General features: G+C 64.3%; 15 protein-coding genes and 1 pseudogene. 6 read left to right on the top strand and 10 right to left on the bottom strand.

Annotation, left to right across the window (positions count from 1 at the left end; translation table 11 throughout):
• Nucleotides 1-158 precede the first annotated feature (158 nt).
• The 7 genes from C6571_RS05055 to C6571_RS05085 form a co-directional block, all read right to left on the bottom strand.
• Nucleotides 159-1,124, bottom strand: a complete 966-nt coding sequence (locus tag C6571_RS05055) for a glycosyltransferase family 2 protein (RefSeq protein WP_106445727.1) — start codon at nucleotides 1,122-1,124, stop codon at nucleotides 159-161.
• Entirely contained in the window at nucleotides 1,121-2,335 is a 1,215-nt protein-coding gene (locus C6571_RS05060; protein WP_106445728.1) for a DUF1972 domain-containing protein, read from the bottom strand. Before C6571_RS05060 ends, C6571_RS05055 begins: the two co-directional genes overlap by 4 nt.
• Nucleotides 2,313-2,867, bottom strand: coding sequence for a dTDP-4-dehydrorhamnose 3,5-epimerase (rfbC, locus tag C6571_RS05065; RefSeq protein ID WP_106445729.1), 555 nt, complete (start codon nucleotides 2,865-2,867; stop codon nucleotides 2,313-2,315). The genes C6571_RS05060 and rfbC overlap by 23 nt, the downstream gene beginning before the upstream one ends.
• Nucleotides 2,868-2,872: 5 nt before the next feature.
• A complete protein-coding gene (gene rfbA / locus C6571_RS05070; protein ID WP_106445730.1) occupies nucleotides 2,873-3,763 on the bottom strand; it encodes a glucose-1-phosphate thymidylyltransferase RfbA in 891 nt (296 codons plus the stop codon).
• Between the two features lie 10 nt (nucleotides 3,764-3,773).
• On the bottom strand, nucleotides 3,774-4,664 hold the full coding sequence (rfbD, locus tag C6571_RS05075; RefSeq protein WP_106445731.1) for a dTDP-4-dehydrorhamnose reductase: 891 nt from the start codon (nucleotides 4,662-4,664) through the stop codon (nucleotides 3,774-3,776).
• Entirely contained in the window at nucleotides 4,661-5,740 is a 1,080-nt protein-coding gene (rfbB, locus tag C6571_RS05080) for a dTDP-glucose 4,6-dehydratase (RefSeq protein ID WP_106445732.1), read from the bottom strand. Before rfbB ends, rfbD begins: the two co-directional genes overlap by 4 nt.
• Before the next feature lie 66 nt (nucleotides 5,741-5,806).
• Entirely contained in the window at nucleotides 5,807-7,792 is a 1,986-nt protein-coding gene (locus C6571_RS05085; RefSeq protein WP_106445733.1) for an SDR family oxidoreductase, read from the bottom strand.
• Between the two features lie 198 nt (nucleotides 7,793-7,990).
• On the opposite strand from C6571_RS05085, the gene C6571_RS05090 reads away from it, so the two are divergent.
• The 3 genes from C6571_RS05090 (at nucleotide 7,991) to C6571_RS05100 (ending at nucleotide 10,307) form a co-directional block, all read left to right on the top strand.
• Nucleotides 7,991-8,620: a phasin family protein gene (locus tag C6571_RS05090; protein ID WP_106445734.1), complete on the top strand. Its 630-nt coding sequence runs from the start codon at nucleotides 7,991-7,993 to the stop codon at nucleotides 8,618-8,620.
• A gap of 193 nt (nucleotides 8,621-8,813) precedes the next feature.
• Nucleotides 8,814-9,476, top strand: coding sequence for a TetR/AcrR family transcriptional regulator (locus C6571_RS05095; protein WP_106445735.1), 663 nt, complete (start codon nucleotides 8,814-8,816; stop codon nucleotides 9,474-9,476).
• Nucleotides 9,477-9,533: 57 nt separating this feature from the next.
• A complete protein-coding gene (locus tag C6571_RS05100) occupies nucleotides 9,534-10,307 on the top strand; it encodes a tetratricopeptide repeat protein (RefSeq protein ID WP_106445736.1) in 774 nt (257 codons plus the stop codon).
• A 65-nt stretch (nucleotides 10,308-10,372) separates the two neighbouring features.
• Here C6571_RS05100 and C6571_RS05105 read toward each other — a convergent pair whose 3' ends face one another.
• A complete protein-coding gene (locus tag C6571_RS05105) occupies nucleotides 10,373-11,137 on the bottom strand; it encodes a type III pantothenate kinase (protein ID WP_106445737.1) in 765 nt (254 codons plus the stop codon).
• A 199-nt stretch (nucleotides 11,138-11,336) separates the two neighbouring features.
• Between C6571_RS05105 and lysM the strand changes: the two genes are divergently transcribed.
• Nucleotides 11,337-11,840: a peptidoglycan-binding protein LysM gene (lysM, locus tag C6571_RS05110; protein WP_106448055.1), complete on the top strand. Its 504-nt coding sequence runs from the start codon at nucleotides 11,337-11,339 to the stop codon at nucleotides 11,838-11,840.
• A 17-nt stretch (nucleotides 11,841-11,857) separates the two neighbouring features.
• On the opposite strand, the gene C6571_RS19670 is transcribed toward lysM, so the two are convergent.
• On the bottom strand, nucleotides 11,858-12,295 hold the full coding sequence (locus C6571_RS19670; protein WP_170094810.1) for a rhodanese-like domain-containing protein: 438 nt from the start codon (nucleotides 12,293-12,295) through the stop codon (nucleotides 11,858-11,860).
• Nucleotides 12,296-12,298: 3 nt separating this feature from the next.
• A pseudogene (locus C6571_RS19675) lies at nucleotides 12,299-13,144 on the bottom strand (creatininase family protein); the annotation flags it as partial.
• 37 nt (nucleotides 13,145-13,181) lie between these two features.
• Here C6571_RS19675 and C6571_RS05120 point away from each other — a divergent pair.
• On the top strand, nucleotides 13,182-13,934 hold the full coding sequence (locus tag C6571_RS05120) for an alanyl-tRNA editing protein (RefSeq protein WP_106445739.1): 753 nt from the start codon (nucleotides 13,182-13,184) through the stop codon (nucleotides 13,932-13,934).
• 390 nt (nucleotides 13,935-14,324) lie between these two features.
• On the top strand, nucleotides 14,325-18,059 hold the full coding sequence (locus tag C6571_RS05125) for a DUF748 domain-containing protein (RefSeq protein WP_106445740.1): 3,735 nt from the start codon (nucleotides 14,325-14,327) through the stop codon (nucleotides 18,057-18,059).
• Nucleotides 18,060-18,104 lie beyond the last annotated feature (45 nt).

An 18,104-nucleotide genomic window follows, 5' to 3' on the forward strand; every position in this document is an offset into this window, starting at 1 on the left:
GTATATGGCAAATATTTTCTAGAAATAAACAATAAATCACATTTTCCACATGATTGTTTCTATTTTCACGGGGAACGGCCGCATCGAAAAACCGTGCAATTTACCACGAAGTGGTGGCCCGCAAAACACATTCCCCAGCCCACTACTGGATGATCGGGTCACAAAGGGCCCGCTCTGCCGCACGCACCATGCCACAGACCGCGCACCGTCGCTTTGAAATGCAGCCACCGGCTGCGCCCGGCGACGCAGTTGAAGCCGATCTTCATCAGCAGACGCCAGGCAGATGCCAGCGCCCAGCGCAGCGGCACGAAGGGTTGCCGGTACAGCAGTACCGCATTGCGCACCTGAAAGTAGTGCCGCCATGGCGGATACGCCAGGAACCGACGCCCCATGAAAACAATTGGCGGTCCGCCCAGGCCATGGGCCATTCGCGCAGAACAGACACCCAGCAAATCCCAGCCTGCTGCACGGGCACGCAGGCTCCACTCTACGTCGACGAAGTCGATGAACCAGTCTGCGCGCATGGTGCCCACCTGATCGAGCACGGTGAGCGGAATGAGGCAGCCGGAAGCGATCAGGTGATCCACCACATGCACCACCTCGGGTGCGCAGGGAAGCCGGCGAAAACGCAGGCCTTCCAGCCACACGAACGGCGAATGCGCGATCGGCTGACGCGGGTCGGTATGCAGTGGACCGGCAGCGCCAGCCTTGGGACGCGCCTGCAGCGCGCCCAGAAGTTGCCCAACCATGCCGGGCTCGGGCACGCTGTCCTGGTCCATCAACAGCACATGACTGGCACCATGGACTCGGGCCCAGGCGATGCCATGGTTTTGGGCACCCCCTATTCCCAGGTTCTGCTCCATGCGCAGCACGGCATCGACCTGTGGAGCCGAAGTCTGGCACCACGCGGCCAGGTCGGCAGTCGAGGCGTTGTCCACAATGACCAGGCGCGCCACCTGCGGCCGCAAAGCCTTGATCTGCGCCTGCAGCGCCACAAGCTCGGGCTGAAAGGTCACCACCACCGCTACAACGGAGGACGCCGAGCAGAGGGACTCGGCTTTTTGCAGAGAGATGTCCGGCTGGTTGTCGGCTGAGGTTGCCCGCGCCGGCGCGCGCTCGGTCATGTCGAACGCTCTCGCTGACACAGCCTGGCGTAGGCCTTTGCAATGCACGCCCACTGATAGTGAGCCGACCAGTTCTCCTGTGTCTCTGGCGTCCAGGCGAGCGCGTCCGGCTTGCGCAAGCGCTCCACAAGCTCTGACCCACTTGCAAAATACCCGCCGCGCCCTCCCAGCGTGTGGCGATTGAAGACGCAGTCAAACGCCAGGATGGGACGACCGTAGGGCAGCATCTCGATCAGCGAGGGGTTGGTTCCGCCCACGCTGTGGCCATGCAGATACAAGCGGCAGCCGGCGCGCAGAGCCGCAAGCGCCTGCGGTTCGAACAAGGAATCGATGCACTGAATGCGCGGCTCGTTGTGGTAGCGCTGCAGCAGGTGCTGACCAAGGGCCGTGGTGCTGAAGTTGCCGACCACGACGTAGCGCTCGGACCCGGCAGCCAGCGCCGCCTCCATCATTTCGGCAATCTGGTTTTCGGGCTCGATGCGGGCAACCGTCAGCAGGTAACTGCCAGGCTCCAGGTCAAAGCGATGCTGCAGAAGGCTCTGCACCTGCGCTGGTTCGAGTTGCAGCACATGGTCGTTTCCATAGGGAATGACCGTACTGCTGCGGCCATAGGTGCTGGAGACGATGTCGGCAATGCCCTGGTTGTCGCTGACCACCTGATGGGCATGGCGAATGGCGAGACGTTCGCTCAGGCGCAGGAAGGCACGCGGCAGTCCCTTCCACTTGCTGCGCCTGGCTTCCAGGCCATCGACGTTCACCACGATGCGCCGCTGGCAAGCGAGCCAACGCATAAGCGGCATGAACACGCCCGCCGAAACCCCCATGACCACGATGGCATCAGAGTGGCGGTAGCTCAGCAGAAAACTGAGCAGGTCGTAGGGTATGGACGCTGCCCCATTGGCGCGCATGGGCAGATAGCGGTGACGCAACCCAGGACCATCGGCCGACCGTGCGCTGCGCCCGTGGGAGGACCCAAACACCTCGACCTGGTGCCCGAGCGCTGCCAGACGCGGAGCAAGCTGCGCGACACAGGTTTCAAACCCTCCATAACGTACCGGCAGGCCGTCCGTGCCAATCAGGGCGATTCGCAGGAGAGGCAGTTGCACGGCTCCGTCCGCCATGGGCCTGGAGCCACTGCGGTCATCGAATGCATCCCGGTCGGCTCCGTTCGGCGTGAAGGCACTCACGTCATTCGGCAGCGGCTTGCACATGGGCGAGGCTCTGGCCCGCGAGGTCCTTGGCCGACAGCAGCGGCGCCTTGCCCAAGTCGGGCCAGTCAATCGCCAACTGCGAATCGTCCCAGGCGATACAACGCTCGTGTTCGGGGCTGTAGTAGTCGGTGGTCTTGTAGAGAAAATCAGCGGATTCGGACAACACCAGAAAACCATGGGCCAAACCCGGCGGCACCCAAAGCTGGCGGTGGTTGTCCTCCGTCAGCTCGATGCCTGCCCACCGGCCAAAGGTGGGCGAACCCTGGCGGATGTCCACAGCCACATCGAACACCGCACCACGCACCACGCGCACCAGCTTGCCCTGCGCTCTGGGCGGCACCTGGTAATGCAGGCCGCGCAGCACGCCGCGCGCAGAGCGGCTGTGGTTGTCCTGCACGAACTGCCATTCGGTGCCCGTCGCCTCATTGAAGGCGCGCTGGTTGAAGCTCTCATAAAAGAACCCACGCGCATCACCAAACACCTTGGGTTCGATCAACAGGACATCGGGAATGGCAAGAGGAGTGGCTTGCATGGCGTTCAGTAAACCTTCTCTTTGAGCAGCCGCGCCAGGTACTGGCCATAGCCGTTCTTGGCCAGTGGCTGGGCCAGGCGTTCGAGCTGGGCGTCATCGATCCAGCCGCTGCGCCAGGCGATTTCTTCAGGGCAGGCAATTTTCAGGCCCTGCCGGCGCTCCAGCGTGGCGATGAACTGTCCGGCGTCAAGCAGGCTGTCGTGCGTGCCGGTGTCGAGCCAGGCGTAGCCGCGGCCCATGATTTCGACATGCAGGGCGCCCTGCTCCAGATAAAGGCGGTTGAGATCGGTAATCTCCAGCTCGCCACGGGGCGAAGGCGCCAGATGGCGCGCCAGATCCACCACGCGCTCGTCGTAGAAATACAGGCCGGTGACGGCATAGTTCGACTTGGGGGCCTGGGGCTTTTCTTCGATGGAGAGCACCTTGCCAGCGCCATCAAACTCGGCCACGCCATAGCGCTCGGGGTCGTGCACGTGGTAGGCGAACACCGTCGCTCCACCCGTGCGCTGGTCGGCGCTGGCGAGCAGTTCGTGGATGTCGTGGCCGTAGAAGATGTTGTCGCCCAGCACCAGGGCACTGGGGTGGCCATCCAGAAATTCCTCGCCGATCAGAAACGCCTGCGCCAGGCCATCGGGGCTGGGCTGCACCGCGTACTGGAGCTGGATGCCCCATTGGCTGCCGTCGCCCAGCAATTGCTCGAAGCGCGGCGTGTCCTGCGGCGTACTGATGATGAGGATCTCGCGGATGCCGGCGAGCATCAGGGTTGCCAAGGGGTAGTACACCATCGGCTTGTCGTACACCGGCAACAACTGTTTGCTGAGCGCCAGAGTCGCCGGGTGCAAGCGGGTGCCGGAGCCGCCGGCGAGCACGATGCCTTTGCGGGTGGGTGTCGTCATGTCAAAGCTTTCAAAGGATTTCGCGCAGCATGCGGGCCACGCCCTGCTGCCACGGCGGGAGCTGGAGGCCGAAGGTGTTCTGCAGACGGCTGGTGTCCAGGCGCGAGTTGTGCGGCCGGGCGGCGGGCGTGGGGAATGCGCTGGTGGGCACGGGCGCCACTTCGGTCGCTTTGAAATTGATAGCAGGTTGCGCAATAGCAGCCTGCGCTAACACCTCTTTTGCATACAAATTCCAGTTGGTTTCGCCAGCTGCCACGCAGTGGTACAGGCCGCCGTCCTGCACTCGCGCCTGCAGATGGCGGATGGCGTGGGCCGTGACGTCGGCGAGCAGGTCGGCGCCGGTGGGCGCGCCCCATTGGTCGTCGATGACGGTGAGACGCTCACGCTCCTGCGCCAGCCGCAGCATGGTCTTGGCAAAGTTGCCGCCGCGTGCCGCATAGACCCAACTGGTGCGCAGGATCAGGTGCTGGCAGCCCGACTGCTGGATGCGCTGCTCGCCCTCCCACTTGGTGCGGCCATAGACCGACAGCGGTCCGGGCGCGTCGGTCTCCACCCAGGGGCGGGTGCCGCTGCCGTCAAACACGTAGTCGGTGCTGTAGTGCACCAGCCAGGCGCCCAGGCGCGCGGCCTCTTCGGCCAGCACGCCGGGAGTGGTCGCGTTGAGCAACTGGGCCAGATCCGGCTCGCTCTCGGCTTTGTCGACGGCGGTGTGGGCGGCAGCGTTGACGATGACGTCTGGCTTAAGAGCGCGCACCGTCTGCGCGACGCCGTCGGGGTTGGCGAAGTCGCCGCAATGGTCCTGGCTGTCAAAGTCCAGGGCAATCACCTGCCCCAGCACTGCGAGGCTGCGTTGCAGTTCCCAGCCAACCTGGCCGCTTTTGCCAAAGAGCAGGATGTTCATGCGCTGGCGGCCACGGCGTCTGCTGCGTACTGCGTCTGCACCCAGTCACGGTAGGCGCCAGTCTGGACGTCGGCCACCCAGCCGGCATGCTCCAGGTACCACTGCACCGTCTTGCGAATGCCGGACTCAAATGTCTCGGCAGGCTTCCAGCCCAGTTCGCGTTCGATCTTGCGCGCGTCAATGGCGTAGCGGCGGTCGTGGCCGGGACGGTCTTGCACGTAGCTGATCTGCTCAGCGTACGGCTTGCCATCGGCGCGCGGGCGCAATTCGTCGAGCAGGCGACAGACGGTGTGGACGATGTCGATATTGGGCATCTCGTTCCAGCCACCGACGTTGTAGGTCTCACCGGGTTTCCCGGCTTCCAGCACGCGGCGGATGGCGCTGCAGTGGTCGGCGACGTAGAGCCAGTCGCGCACCTGCATGCCGTCACCGTACACCGGCAGGCTCTTGCCCGCGAGCGCGTTGACGATCATCAGCGGAATGAGTTTTTCCGGGAAATGGTAGGGGCCGTAGTTGTTGCTGCAGTTGGTCGTGAGCACCGGCAGGCCGAAGGTGTGGTGCCAGGCGCGCACCAGGTGGTCGCTGGCGGCCTTGCTGGCCGAATAGGGGCTGTTGGGCTCGGTGGTGTGCGTCTCGGTAAACGCCGGGGCGTCCGGCGCGAGGGTGCCGTAGACCTCGTCGGTGCTGACGTGCAGGAACCGGAATGCTTCTTTTTCTATAGCACAAAGCGCTTGCCAGTATTGCCGTACGGCCTGCAAAAGCCTGAAAGTTCCCACGACGTTGGTCTGAATGAAGTCTTCCGGCCCGTGAATGGAGCGGTCGACATGCGACTCGGCGGCGAAGTTCACCACGGCGCGCGGCTTGTGCTCTGCGAGCAGGCGCTCGACCAAGGCGGTGTCGCCAATATCGCCCTGCACGAACACGTGGCGCGCATCGCCATCCACACTGGCCAGGTTGTTGCGGTTGCCGGCGTAGGTGAGCTTGTCGAGGTTGAGAACAGGCTCGTCGCTGTTTGCCAGCCAGTCGAGCACAAAGTTGGCGCCGATGAAGCCGGCTCCGCCAGTAACGAGGATCATGGGGGTTGCGAGGGGGCAGGGAAGATGGCGCCAATTATCCCTGAGCCTCGCAAGCGCCAGCGCGCGTCAGAAATGGATGCCGCGCATCATCTGCTGCAGCGCCACAGCTTCGGCCGAGAGTTGTGGCTTGGCGCCCTTCTCTCCCTTGGCCGCAGTCGAGTCCGGGAACATGCGAAAGCTGGTGTTCATGCTGATCTGGGCCACGCGCGGCAAAAAGGCATGCAGCACTTCGCCGACGATGCCCAGGCGGGTCGCAATGCGCACCGGCTTGAAGATGCAGGCTTGGGCAATCATGTCGGCCGCCTCTTCAGGCGCCAGGGTGGGCACGTTGTTGTAGATCTGCGTGGGCGCAATCATGGGGGTGCGCACCAGCGGCATGTTGATGGTGGTGAAAGTGATGCCTTGATCGGCAAACTCGCTGGATGCGCAGCGCGTCCAGGCGTCCAGCGCGGCCTTGCTGGCGACGTAGGCCGAAAAGCGCGGCGCGTTGGTCAGCACGCCAATCGAGCTGATGTTCACCACATGGCCCTTGCGCTTGGCCGCCATGCCCGGCAGCAGCCCCATGGTGACGCGCAGACACCCGAAGTAGTTCAGCTGCATGGTCCGCTCGTAGTCATGGAAGCGGTCATAACTGGACTCAATTGCGCGGCGGATGGAGCGGCCGGCGTTGTTGATCAGAAAGTCCACGCCGCCGTGGTCCGCTAGCACCTCCTGGATAAAACGGTCGCAGTCCTGCATGTCGGCAATGTCCACCGCGTAGGCAAGAAAGCGGTTGCCGCGCGCCTCGGCCTCGGCGCAAGCTTCATCGAGCTTGGCCTGATCGCGTCCACAGATCAGCGTGGTGGCGCCGGCCTCGGCAAACTTGTGCGCGGCGGCCAGTCCAATGCCTGAGCTGCCCCCAGTGACCAGGACCACCTTGCCCGCTACCGTGCCCTTGAGGCTGCGGTCGATGAAAAGCTCAGGATCGAGGTGGCGCTCCCAGTAATCCCACAACCGCCAGGCGTAGTCGTGCAAATTGGGGCAAGAGACGCCCGTACCCTTGAGCGCTGCCAGCGCCTCGCGGCTGTCAAAACGCGTCGGGTAGTTGACGAAGGTGAGCATGTCCTCCGGCAAGCCCAAATCCTTGAGCACGGCGTCGCGCACGCGGCGCACGGGGGCCAGCGCCATCAGGCTCTTCTTGATCCCACGCGGCAGGAAACCGAGCAACGCCGCATTGATGAACAAATTCATGCGCGGCGCATGCGCAGCACGGCTGAAGATGTCGAGCACGTCGCCCACGCGGTAGCCGACCGGGTCGACCAGGTGGAAACACCGCTTGGCAATGCCCTCTTGGTGGCTGATGGCATCCAGAGCATCCACGACGTAGTCGACCGGCACGATATTCACGCGTCCGCCCTCCAGGCCGACCGAGGGCATCCACGGCGGCAGGATCTGGCGCATGCGCTGGATCAGCTTGAAGAAGTAGTACGGCCCGTCGATCTTGTCCATCTCGCCCGTGCGACTGTCGCCCACCACCATGGCAGGCCGGAAAACCGTCCAAGGCAGCTTGCATTCTTCGCGGACGATTTTTTCGCTCTCGTGCTTGGTGCGGAAATACGGGTGGTCCAGGCCTTCGGCTTCTTCGAACATGTCTTCGCGAAACACCCCTTCGTACAGGCCGGCAGCAGCTATGGACGAGACAAGGTGGAAATGGCCGGCGTCGATGGCCTTGGCGAACTCCACGGTATTGCGCGTGCCGTCAATGTTTACCGCTACCTGGCTCTCCTCGTCGGCCGACAGGTCGTACACGGCCGCCAGATGGTGGAAATGATCGATCTGCCCCTTGAGGCGCTTGACGTCTTCCGCAGCGACACCCAGGCGCCGGGACTTCAGGTCTCCGAATACAGGCAGCGCCCGGGCAGGCCCCACGCCCCAGTAACGGCGCAACTCGGCCACCTTGTCCTCGCTCTCCCGACGCAACAGGAAATGCACCACCGCGCCTTTGCGTGCCAGAAGCTTTTTGACCAAGCGCCGTCCAATAAACCCCGTTGCGCCCGTAACGAAATACTGCATAAATCACTCCCTTTGCGAAGATCACCATTCTTGCCCAGCGCAGGTCGTACCGGTTCAGCGAAAACCCGCGCAGCGACTGGACTGTTCACTCTAGCTTTTTAGGAGCGCGCACCTACACCTGAGCGGCCAGCGCGCATACATTGTCTGCATGCGCCGAAGCAGTCTGCCGCGGCGTCCAATCACCCTATCGGAGGACCCATGGTCAAGAAACTGCAAAAAATCAGCAACGACAAGAAGAAGAGCGGCGCCCAGCTTGCAAGCACCGTAAAAGACTCGGCCCAACAGATCTGGCTGGCCGGCCTCGGCGCCTTCTCCAAGGCCCAGGAAGAAGGCACCAAGGTTTTTGAATCTTTGGTCAAGGAAGGCCTTTCCATGCAGCGCAAGACGCAGTCTGCGGCCGAAGACAAAATCTCCGAAGCCACCAGCCGCATGACCAACATGGCCAGCGACATCAGCTCGCGCGCTGCCGGTCAGTGGGACAAGCTGGAAAACATCTTTGAAGACCGTGTGGCCAAGTCGCTTGCCAAGTTGGGCGTACCTTCTTCGCGCGATCTGGACGTGCTCAATGCCCGCATCGAGGCCCTGGCCAAGAGCATGGGCAAGACCCTCCCCGCTGCAGCCAAGCCAGCGGCCAAGTCGAGTGCAAAGCCTGCAGCCAAAGCAGCTTCCAAAGCACCAGCAAAGAAGGCTGCGGCCAAGCCCACCGCCCGAAAGAGCGCAGCCAAGCCGGCCGCCAAGGCCGCAGCCAAGCCCCGCACCGCACGCGCACCTTTCCCCAAGGCCGCACCGCGCGCCACCGAAGCGTCTGACGCCGCAAGCGCTTCCTAAGCCGCAACCACGCCCCGCCGGCTGGTTCCGACGTACACGGCCGCCACACCCGCCCAGGGTCTGGCGGCCGCGGCGTTTGCGGGGCATCAACATGACGCACTGCAGCAATTTTTCTGGAGGTGCGCGTCGGTTAGAGTAGCTGGCAATCGTCCCAAGACAAGACCCAAACGCCCGACGCAACCGACCGCACACCATGGTGAAAAAAGCACCGAGACGCACGGCAGAACGCATTCTGGAAGTCACGCTTGAATTGTTCAACCGGTTCGGTGAACCCAACGTCTCGACCACGCTGATCTCCGCCGAGCTGCGCATCAGCCCGGGCAATCTTTATTACCACTACCCGGCCAAAGACGAGCTGATCAATACGCTGTTCGAGCGCTACGAACGTGCCTTGGGCCAGTTGCTGGGTGCAGCACCTGGCGTGCGCAACGTGGAAGACGCATGGTTTTTCATGCATTCGCTGTTTGAACTGATCTGGCAATACCGCTTTCTGTACCGCGACCTCAACGATCTGCTGTCAAAAAATCGATTGCTCGAGACGCATTTCCAGACTGTTCTGACCGACAAGACCCGCGCCGTACGCAGTTTGCTCGCCAGCATGGAGCGCAGCAGAGCACTAAAGATGGACGCACGCGAAGTAGGCCCCACGGCCACAAGCATGGTGGTGGTGCTGACCTATTGGCTCAGCTTTGAGTATGTGCGCGATCCACGCCGTGCCCTAGAGCCCGAGAGCGCACAAGCTGCATTGATGCGCGGCGCCCACCATGTGCTCAATTTGCTCATGCCCTATTTGCAAGCTGAGCAGCGCCAGCATTTGCTGGCCTTGGCACAGGCGTATCAGGGTGCGGGCGATTGAACCTCCTACCACTACCAGCCCACCCAAAGCCGAACAACCATAACACCGGAGATACCCATGGCGAAATGGACCCCTTTCCCTCACGCAGGCCAATTTCGGCTGGATGCCGCCCAGTTGAAGAAGCAATGGGCCCGTCTGCATACCGGCGACGTCGAGCCCCTTCCCAAAGACCCGCAGGTACTGCAAGCCTGGGTGCATTTCCACAACGGCGAGTTCCAGGAAGCATCGCAAATCGGCTTGGCCGCTGGCGGTGCGGGCATCACCGCAGCCAACAAGGCCACTTCGATTTACGCCAACTATCTGGAGAAGAAGGAAAAGACGCGTCTGGAGCTTTTCACGCAGGTCGCAGAACAGGCGCAGCAGCAAGCACAGGCCGATCCCAAAAACGCCAACGCCTGGTATTGGCATGCCTACGCGCTGGGGCGCTACAGCCAGGGCATCAGCGTCGCCAAGGCGCTGGCCCAGGGGCTGGGCAGCAAAATTCGCGAATCGCTGGAGAAAGCCATTGCCCTGGCTCCGGCGCATGCCGACGCCCACATTGCACTGGGCGCCTTCCATGCTGAAGTGATCGACAAAGTGGGGGCGCTGATCGGCGGCATGACTTACGGTGCCAAGAAGGACAAGGGACTCAAGCTGTTCCAGGAGGCGCTGCGCCTCAACCCCGACTCGGCTATCGCCATGATCGAATACGCCAACGCACTGGTCATGCTCGAAGGCGAGCGCAAGATGGGCGAAGCGACGGCACTGTACGAAAAAGCCGCCGCCTGCAAACCACAGGATGCCATGGAGCAGCTCGACGTGGATCTGGCGCAGGCTGAGCTGGAGGAATAAGTGACAACCCCCTGAGGCACTTCGCGCCTGGTCTAAGCCGCGCCGGTTTCATGCGCTGCTGGCGCTCAAGCAAAACGCCGGGCGGCGATTTCCAGCAGACCGTCAAAAATCAGGTTGTCCACCAACTCGAAGGGGCGCGTCATACTGGGCGCCATTTTCCAACCGGCGCCACCGGTCATCATGCAAGCGGGTTCGCTGCCGCAATATGCAATCACGTGCTGCACCATGCGCTCTACCGCACCGGCAATGGCATAGGTGCCGCCGCTGGTCAGTGCGTCGCTGGTATTGGTCGGAAACATGCAGACTTCACCCGTCGGCACGTGCAGGCCGGCAGTGCCCGATTCAAGCGCGCGCAGCATGATCCCGTGCCCCGGAAGAATCAGGCCGCCAAGAAAGCGCCCTTGCGCGTCGATGGCTTCCACAGTGACGGCTGTGCCCACCATCACCACCACCAGCGGCCGGGCAGGGCCTTGGGCCAAGATGCGCTGGCGCGCACCAATCATGGCCACCCAGCGGTCACAGCCGAGACGGGTGGGGTGGTCGTAGCCGTTGATGAGGCCTGCCTCCTGGGCACTGGCCACCACCCACTGAGGCGCAACGTCCCACAACTCCATTTGTTCTTCAACGCGGCGTTTGACCGCGTCGCCTGCCACCACACAACCCAGCATGCGCTCGGGCGTCGGCAAACTGGCCCAGGCACCTTCGGCCAAGCGCTCGATGTGGTCCAAAAACTCCGCTCCCTGGGCCAGCAGTGCAGCACCCGGGCCAGGCGCTTCGTGCAACGCCCACTTCAGCCGGGTGTTGCCCACGTCGATAGCGAGAAATGTCATGCGAGGAATTATGCGGACTTTCGCGCGAACAGCGCACCGCACAGGCGACAGAAGCGGACCCATCGGTTCACAGCGCGTTGTCCGGCCGTTCACGCTGCTGTCCGACACCCGCAAAAGGGAGCTTCATGTATCGTGAGATGGGGGCACAAAACCTGTGCAACCGATCATTTGGCCAAACCACGACACAGAGGAGTTTTTCATGGGTCTTTTCAGTTTTATCAAGGAAGCCGGAGAAAAGTTGTTTGGCGGCAAGGAAGTCGAAGCGGCTGCCACGCAGGCAGCCGCCGATCCCAAAGCGAAACCCTCTCTCGATGCGCTCAACGACAAGGCCGCCCGCGCCATTGAAAACTACATTGCCACCCAAAAGCTCGGCGTGGAAGGCGTGCGCGTGGAATACGACGGCGCCACCGGCACAGTCAATGTGAGCGGACAGGCGCCGACTCAGGAGGCTTTGGAAAAAGTCACCTTGTGTTGCGGCAACGTCGCCAGCGTCAAGCAGGTGAACAACCTGATGGCGGTTTCCAGCCCTGAGCCCGAAGCGCAATACCACGACGTGGTGCGCGGCGACACGCTCTCCGCGATTGCCAAGAAGTACTACGGCGACGCCAACAAGTACCCGAAAATCTTTGAAGCCAACAAGCCCATGCTGAGCCACCCAGACAAGATCTATCCGGGTCAGAAGCTGCGCATTCCGGCACTGTAAAGCTCCGTAACCTGCGCTCAGGTCTGCCGCCATGGCAGACCGCGCGCGCGCCACCCGCCGGTGTGGTTGCGCTGCGCCTTTGCATCCGGATCGCCCTCGAAACCTTCGAGCACGTTCCAGGCTTCGATGCCCAGCTGCGTGGCCCGCTGGGCTGCGGCAATGGAGCGCACGCCGCTGCGACACAACAGCACAACGCGCTGGCCTGAACCGGCGGCGGCACGCATTTGCTCATCGAAGTCCGGGTTCAGCAGCATGCCGGGCCACTGTTTCCACACCACGGCGAGCGCACCAGGCACTTCGCCCACCCAGGCGCGCTCGGCATCGCTGCGCACGTCGATCAGCACTGCATCGCCCGCACTGACCCATTGCCAGGCCTGTTCGGGCGTCACATCGCCGGCGTAGCCCTGCTCTTCACGCGGAAAGAACGTGGGAGCGGGCGTTGGCGTGGGGTGCAGCTCGGGGGTATCACACAGCGTGCTGGCAGGCAGATCCGAGATCTCGCTCAGCAACTGCACCAACTGCGCGGCCGCCGCCTGCACGACGGCAAGGCCGTTCTCTGCCGTCGCCGCAGCGGCATTGCCCACCGCACCGGCAGGGTGGTAATCCTGCATTTGCCAGCCCAGTTTTGCACTTCGCCCATTGCCCAGCAAGGGGTAGCGTGCAGCGCGGTCCTGCGAGCTGGAGTGAAAATTCTGTGCCTGCTCCATGCGCACCCATTGCGGCGCGAGGTGCAGCATCATGGAGGTTTCCATGGCGCCGGCATGGATGCCAAAACGGTGCTCGTCAGCGCTAAAGCGTGCACCCACCTCGCTGGGCAGCGGCAAGCTGAACCAACTGGCGCTGTAGACCAGCAAGCCACAGCGGGTGCGCAGCTCCCGCGCGACGATGTCCATGACGCTGACCTGGCCCCCATGGCTGTTCAAGAGCAGGAGCTTCTTGATGCCGGCACGCGCCACGCTCTCGCCGAGCTCGGTCCACAGGGCGATCAGCGTGGCGGGAGCAAGTGTCAGCGTGCCGGGGAAGCGGATGTGCTCCGGGCTCAGGCCGACGTTCTGCGGCGGCAAAAACAGCACCGGCAGTGCGGGCGACAGCAGCGGCAGCGCCGCGTCGATCACGCCCTGGAGCAGCGTGGCGTCCACCGATACCGGCAGATGCGGGCCATGCTGCTCCGTGGCGGCCACCGGCAAGACGGCTACCGTGTTTTCTATAGCCGCAGACGCAGCAAGCTGCGCGAAATCGCGCGTACCAAGATCGGCCCAGAAGCGGGACGGCAGCGCAGGTGGGTAAAGTGGTTCGGTCGGCATCACCGCATGGTAGCGGGCGCGCGATACGATGCGCCACATGACCGAAGAACTCTTTCGTACGGATGCCCGCCTGGCCATGTGCAGCGCACAGGTGCTCGCCATCACGCCACAAGGCATTGTGCTGGACCGCACCGTGTTCTACCCGCTGGGCGGTGGCCAGGCGGGCGATGCCGGCGTGCTGCTGCTCGAAGACGGCGGCGCAATCGCCATTTCCGACACCCGCAAGGAAAAGAACGACACCGGCACGCCCACCGGCCGCATCGTGCACATGGCGGCGCCCGGGCAGGAGGCGTTGCTGGCACGGCTGCAGGCGGGCGACGGCGTGGCCGCGCGCATCGACTGGGAGCGGCGTCACCGCATGATGCGGCTGCACAGCGCCACGCACCTGCTGTGCCACCTGGTGCCACAACTGGTCAACGGCTGCTCGATCACGCCCGACTACGCGCGCATGGACTTCGCCATGACCGATCCGCTCGACAAGGATGTGTTGACGCAGGGTCTGGCTGCCCTGGTGGCCGCCGCCCATCCTTTTGCCGTGGAGTCGATCAGCGACGAGGATCTGGACGCCAACCCACAACTCGTGAAAAGCATGAGCGTGCAGCCTCCGCGCGGCACCGGTCGCATCCGCACCATCCGCATTGGCGGTGTGGGCGGCACCGCCCTGATCGACCTCCAGCCCTGCGGCGGCACGCATGTCGGCAACAGCGCAGAGATCGGCGCCATCGCAGTCACAAAAATCGAGAAGAAGAGCGCCACCACCCGCAGGGTGGTGCTCGGCTTTGCCGAGTGAGCGAAGCGAAGAGCGCTCTTCTGGGGCAGGCTCATGTGCGCACAGCGCACGTGACGACTGCACCAAGATGGCGCCACCACCCGCAAAGGTGTGCTCGGCTTTGCCGAGTGAGCGAAGCGAAGAGCGCTCTTCTGGGGCAGGCTCATGTGCGCACAGCGCACGTGACGACTGCACCAAGATGGCGCCACCACCCGCAAAGGTGTGCTCGGCTTTGCCGAGTGAGCGAAGCGAAGAGCGCTCTTCTGGGGCAGGCTCATGTGCGCACAGCGCACGTGACGACTGCACCAAAATGTGACGCCACCACCTGCAGGGTGGTGCTCGGCTTTGCCAAGTGAGCGCAACCCTGCCAACGCACCGCGCGCTCCCTTGACTTCTTCCTTGAGCCCCACCATGCCTTCTGTCCTGCCTCTCGAAGCCTTGCGCCGCCACCGCTGGGTACGCCGCGCTTTTTGGGCCGTGGTGGCCCTGCTGGCGCTGTGGCTGCTGAGCTGGCTGTTGGTGCCGGTGCTTGCCAAAGGTCCGCTGGAGCGCAAGGCCAGCGAACTGCTGGGACGTCCAGTCACGGTGGGCGCCCTCGAATTCACGCCCTGGACGCTGGAAGTCACGCTGCGCGACCTGGTGGTTGGTGGTCTCGATGGTGCAGCGCCGCAGCTGGAAATTGCGCGGGTGTATGCCGACGCCGAGCTGCAGTCGCTGGTGCGCCTGGCACCGGTGGTGGACGCACTGGCCATTGACAGCCCCCATCTGCGACTGACCCTGCTGGCGGACGGCCACTACGACGTGGACGACATCCTGGCGCGCTTTGCAGCCACGCCCGATACACCCAACACGCCCGAAACTGGCCCTGCCCGGCTGGCGCTGTACAACCTGACGCTGACGGGTGGCGAGATCGACTTCAACGACCGCACGGTGAGCCAGAGCCATACCGTGCGCAAGCTGACCCTGCAAGTGCCGTTCCTGAGCACCCTGCCCTCGCAACGGGAAATCAAGGTGGAGCCCCATCTGTCGTTCGATGTGGCGGACAGCCACTTCAGCTCATCGGCCCAGGCCACGCCGTTTGACCAAACTGGCAAGGGCGAAGCGACGATCCAATGGGATGGACTGGACCTGGCCCCTTATCTGGCTTACCTGCCCGCCAGCCTGCCCGTGCGGCTGCAGGGCGCGGTGCTTGACCTGGACCTGAAGCTCGCCTTCGAGCAAAAGCCCGAAGTTGCCGTGAAACTGACCGGTACGGCCCAGGCCCGCAAGGTGCAGATCGCCGATCGCAGCCAGCAAGCGCTGCTTTCCTGGGACCGCCTGAGCGTGGCACTGGACGACGTGCGGCCGCTGGACCATGTGGTGCGCCTGGGCAGCATCGAACTGGATGCACCGCTGCTCAGCGCAGCGCGCGATGCGGCTGGCGTCCTCAACCTGGCGCAACTGGCCACGCCCGCCCCAACGCCCAAGCCCGCCCCCACCAGCCCCGCCGCTTCCGCGCCGTCCGCACCTGCAGCAAGCCAGGCAGCGAGCGGCGCCAAGGCCCAGGCGCCGAAAGCACCAGCCTGGTCGATCTCGGTCGCACAGATCGCCGTGCGCCAGGGCACGGTCCACTGGGCCGACCAGAGCACGCGCCCTGCCGCCGCGCTGGTGGCCGCAGGGCTCAGTTTCGAGGCCAGCGCCATCGCGTTTCCATTTCAAAGGCCGTTTCCGTTTCACGGCGCGCTGGGCCTGCAGGGGAGCACGCTCGCCTTCGAGGGCCAGGCCAGCGACCAGACTGCGCAGCTCAAGCTGTCGGTGAAAGACCTTGGCCTGGCGCTGGCCGCGCCCTACCTGGCCAACACCCTGGAACCCGAACTGGTCGGCCAGATCAACGGCGATCTTGGCGTGCAGTGGGACGCAGCGGCCGCCGGCAAGCCGGGCGCAACCGGCGTCACGCTGGACGTGGGGCCGCTGAGCGTCTCGCAGCTCGCGCTCAAGCAAGGCAAGGCCAGCCTCGCCAGCGTGAGCCAGATCGCGCTTGAGGGCGCCAAAGTGAACCTCGATGGCCGCACGGTAGGCATTGAGCGCCTCGCCATTTCCCAGCCCCAGACCCGCGTGGAGCGCGGCGCCGACGGCCGCTGGATGTTCGAGCGCTGGCTCAAGGATGCCCCTACCAGCGCTTCGAGCACCAGCGCTCCCCCCGATACCGCCGCGCGCCCGTGGCGCGTGCAGATCGCCCAAGCCAGCGTCGAAGGCGGCAAGCTCGACTTTGCCGACCGCAGCCAGCCGCGCCCGGTGGCGCTCAGCGTCTCGGCCCTGGCCTTGCAAGCCAGCAAGCTGGCGCTCGATGGCAGCCAACCCGAAGCCTTCACCGTCTCGGCTCGCGTGGGCACGGGAACGGGAAAAGGGGATGCCGGAAAGCTCAGCTACAAGGGCACGCTGACGCCCCAGCCCTTCGCCACCCAAGGCCAACTGGACGCCAGCCGCCTGCCCTTGCAAGCGCTCGACGGCTACCTGGCCGACCGGCTCGCGATTGAGCTGCTGCAGGGCGAAGCCGGTTTTCGCGGCGACCTGGCCTTTGCGCAAACCGGGCGCGGGAATACGCTCAGCCTGAGCGGCGACGCCGCCATCGACCAGCTGCGGGCCAACAGCACCGGCGCTGCCACGGCCAAGACGGCTTCGCAGGTGGGCGAAGAACTGCTGGCCTGGAAGAGCCTGGGCCTGCGTGGACTCAACGTAAAACTCGTCCCCGACACCGCACCGCGCGTGGAGGTCAAGGAAACCAGCCTGGCCGATTTTTACGCGCGCCTGTCCATTGACGAGACCGGCCGCATCAATCTGGACCAACTGGTGAAGACACCAGGCCAGGGGGCGATACCCCCCGCTGCTGACACAGTTGCTTCAGCGACTGCGACTTCAGCGCAGGCCGCTCCTGCGGCTCCGGCCACACCTGCAGTGGCCCAGGCCGGCGCGCCCGACCCGCTGGCCCCGGTGCTGCAGTTCGGCCCCATGAGCCTGGTCAACGGCAAGGTGCTGTTCTCGGACTATTTCATCAAGCCCAATTACTCAGCCGACTTGAGTGAGCTGACCGGCAAGCTCAGTGCATTTTCGTCGCAGACCGCCGGCGGCGAGCCCGTGCTGGCCGATCTGGAGCTGCGTGGGCGGGCCGAGGGCTCGGCCTCGCTGGAAGTCAGCGGCAAGCTCAACCCGCTCGCCAAGCCGCTGGCGCTCGACATTCAGGCCAAGGTGCGCGATCTGGAACTGCCGCCGCTCTCGCCCTACGCGGTGAAGTACGCCGGCCACGGCATTGAGCGCGGCAAGCTGAGCATGGACGTGGCCTACAAGGTGCTGCCCAGCGGCCAACTGACCGCCAGCAACAAGCTGGTGCTCAACCAGCTCACATTTGGCGATCCGGTGGCGAACGCACCCAACAGCCTGCCGGTCAAGCTGGCGGTGGCCCTGCTGTCGGACAGCCATGGTGTGATTGACCTGGACCTGCCGATCAGCGGCTCGCTCAACGACCCGCAGTTCAAGCTGGGCCCGGTGATCTTCAAGATCATCGTCAACCTGATCGGCAAGGCCATCACCGCCCCGTTCAGCCTGCTGGCGAGTGCACTGGGCGGGGGCGACGAACTCAGCAGCGTGGCGTTTGCCCCCGGCAGCGCCGCGCTGACGCCGCAGGCCAGGCAGGGGCTGGACAAACTGGCCAAGGCCCTGGCCGAGCGCCCCGCCCTGCGCATGACAGTCACCGGCACCGCCAGCCTGGCGCGCGAACGCGAGGCACTGCAGCGCGAGCGCCTGGCGCAGCTGGTGCAGGCCGAAAAACGCCGTGCGTCGCCGCAGGACAAATCGCCCGTGCAGGCGACCGAATACCCCGCGCTGCTGAAGGCCGCTTATGGCCGCGCGGACATGCCCAAGCCGCGCAACCTCGTCGGCATGGCCAAGGATTTGCCCGTGGCCGAGATGGAAGCGTTGCTGCTGGCGCACCTGCCCGCCGCGACCGAAGGCCTGGCGCTGGAACTCGCTGCGCAGCGCGGGCAGGCCGTCAAGACCTATCTGGCGGCGCAGAAGCTGCCCGAGTCGCGCCTGTTCCTGGCGGCACCCAAATCGGCGACGCCGGACGGAAACTGGACGCCGCAAGCCCAATTGAGCCTGGCGGCACAATAGCTTCTTTGCCGCGCGCAGGGCTGCTGCGCCCGGCGCGCTGATCCC

It is taken from the genome of Simplicispira suum, from assembly GCF_003008595.1.
Taxonomy (GTDB): Bacteria; Pseudomonadota; Gammaproteobacteria; order Burkholderiales; family Burkholderiaceae_C; genus Simplicispira; species Simplicispira suum.

Excerpts from the sequence above, each read along its gene's own strand:
- C6571_RS05120 (WP_106445739.1), top strand. The coding sequence starts at position 13,182 with ATGACCGAAGAACTCTTTCGTACGGATGCCCGCCTGGCCATGTGCAGC.
- C6571_RS05055 (WP_106445727.1), bottom strand. The coding sequence starts at position 1,124 with ATGACCGAGCGCGCGCCGGCGCGGGCAACCTCAGCCGACAACCAGCCG.
- rfbD (WP_106445731.1), bottom strand. The coding sequence starts at position 4,664 with ATGAACATCCTGCTCTTTGGCAAAAGCGGCCAGGTTGGCTGGGAACTG.
- C6571_RS05125 (WP_106445740.1), top strand. The coding sequence starts at position 14,325 with ATGCCTTCTGTCCTGCCTCTCGAAGCCTTGCGCCGCCACCGCTGGGTA.
- rfbB (WP_106445732.1), bottom strand. The coding sequence starts at position 5,740 with ATGATCCTCGTTACTGGCGGAGCCGGCTTCATCGGCGCCAACTTTGTG.
- C6571_RS05085 (WP_106445733.1), bottom strand. The coding sequence starts at position 7,792 with ATGCAGTATTTCGTTACGGGCGCAACGGGGTTTATTGGACGGCGCTTG.
- C6571_RS05100 (WP_106445736.1), top strand. The coding sequence starts at position 9,534 with ATGGCGAAATGGACCCCTTTCCCTCACGCAGGCCAATTTCGGCTGGAT.
- C6571_RS05060 (WP_106445728.1), bottom strand. The coding sequence starts at position 2,335 with ATGTGCAAGCCGCTGCCGAATGACGTGAGTGCCTTCACGCCGAACGGA.
- rfbA (WP_106445730.1), bottom strand. The coding sequence starts at position 3,763 with ATGACGACACCCACCCGCAAAGGCATCGTGCTCGCCGGCGGCTCCGGC.
- C6571_RS05090 (WP_106445734.1), top strand. The coding sequence starts at position 7,991 with ATGGTCAAGAAACTGCAAAAAATCAGCAACGACAAGAAGAAGAGCGGC.
- lysM (WP_106448055.1), top strand. The coding sequence starts at position 11,337 with ATGGGTCTTTTCAGTTTTATCAAGGAAGCCGGAGAAAAGTTGTTTGGC.
- C6571_RS05105 (WP_106445737.1), bottom strand. The coding sequence starts at position 11,137 with ATGACATTTCTCGCTATCGACGTGGGCAACACCCGGCTGAAGTGGGCG.
- C6571_RS05095 (WP_106445735.1), top strand. The coding sequence starts at position 8,814 with ATGGTGAAAAAAGCACCGAGACGCACGGCAGAACGCATTCTGGAAGTC.
- rfbC (WP_106445729.1), bottom strand. The coding sequence starts at position 2,867 with ATGCAAGCCACTCCTCTTGCCATTCCCGATGTCCTGTTGATCGAACCC.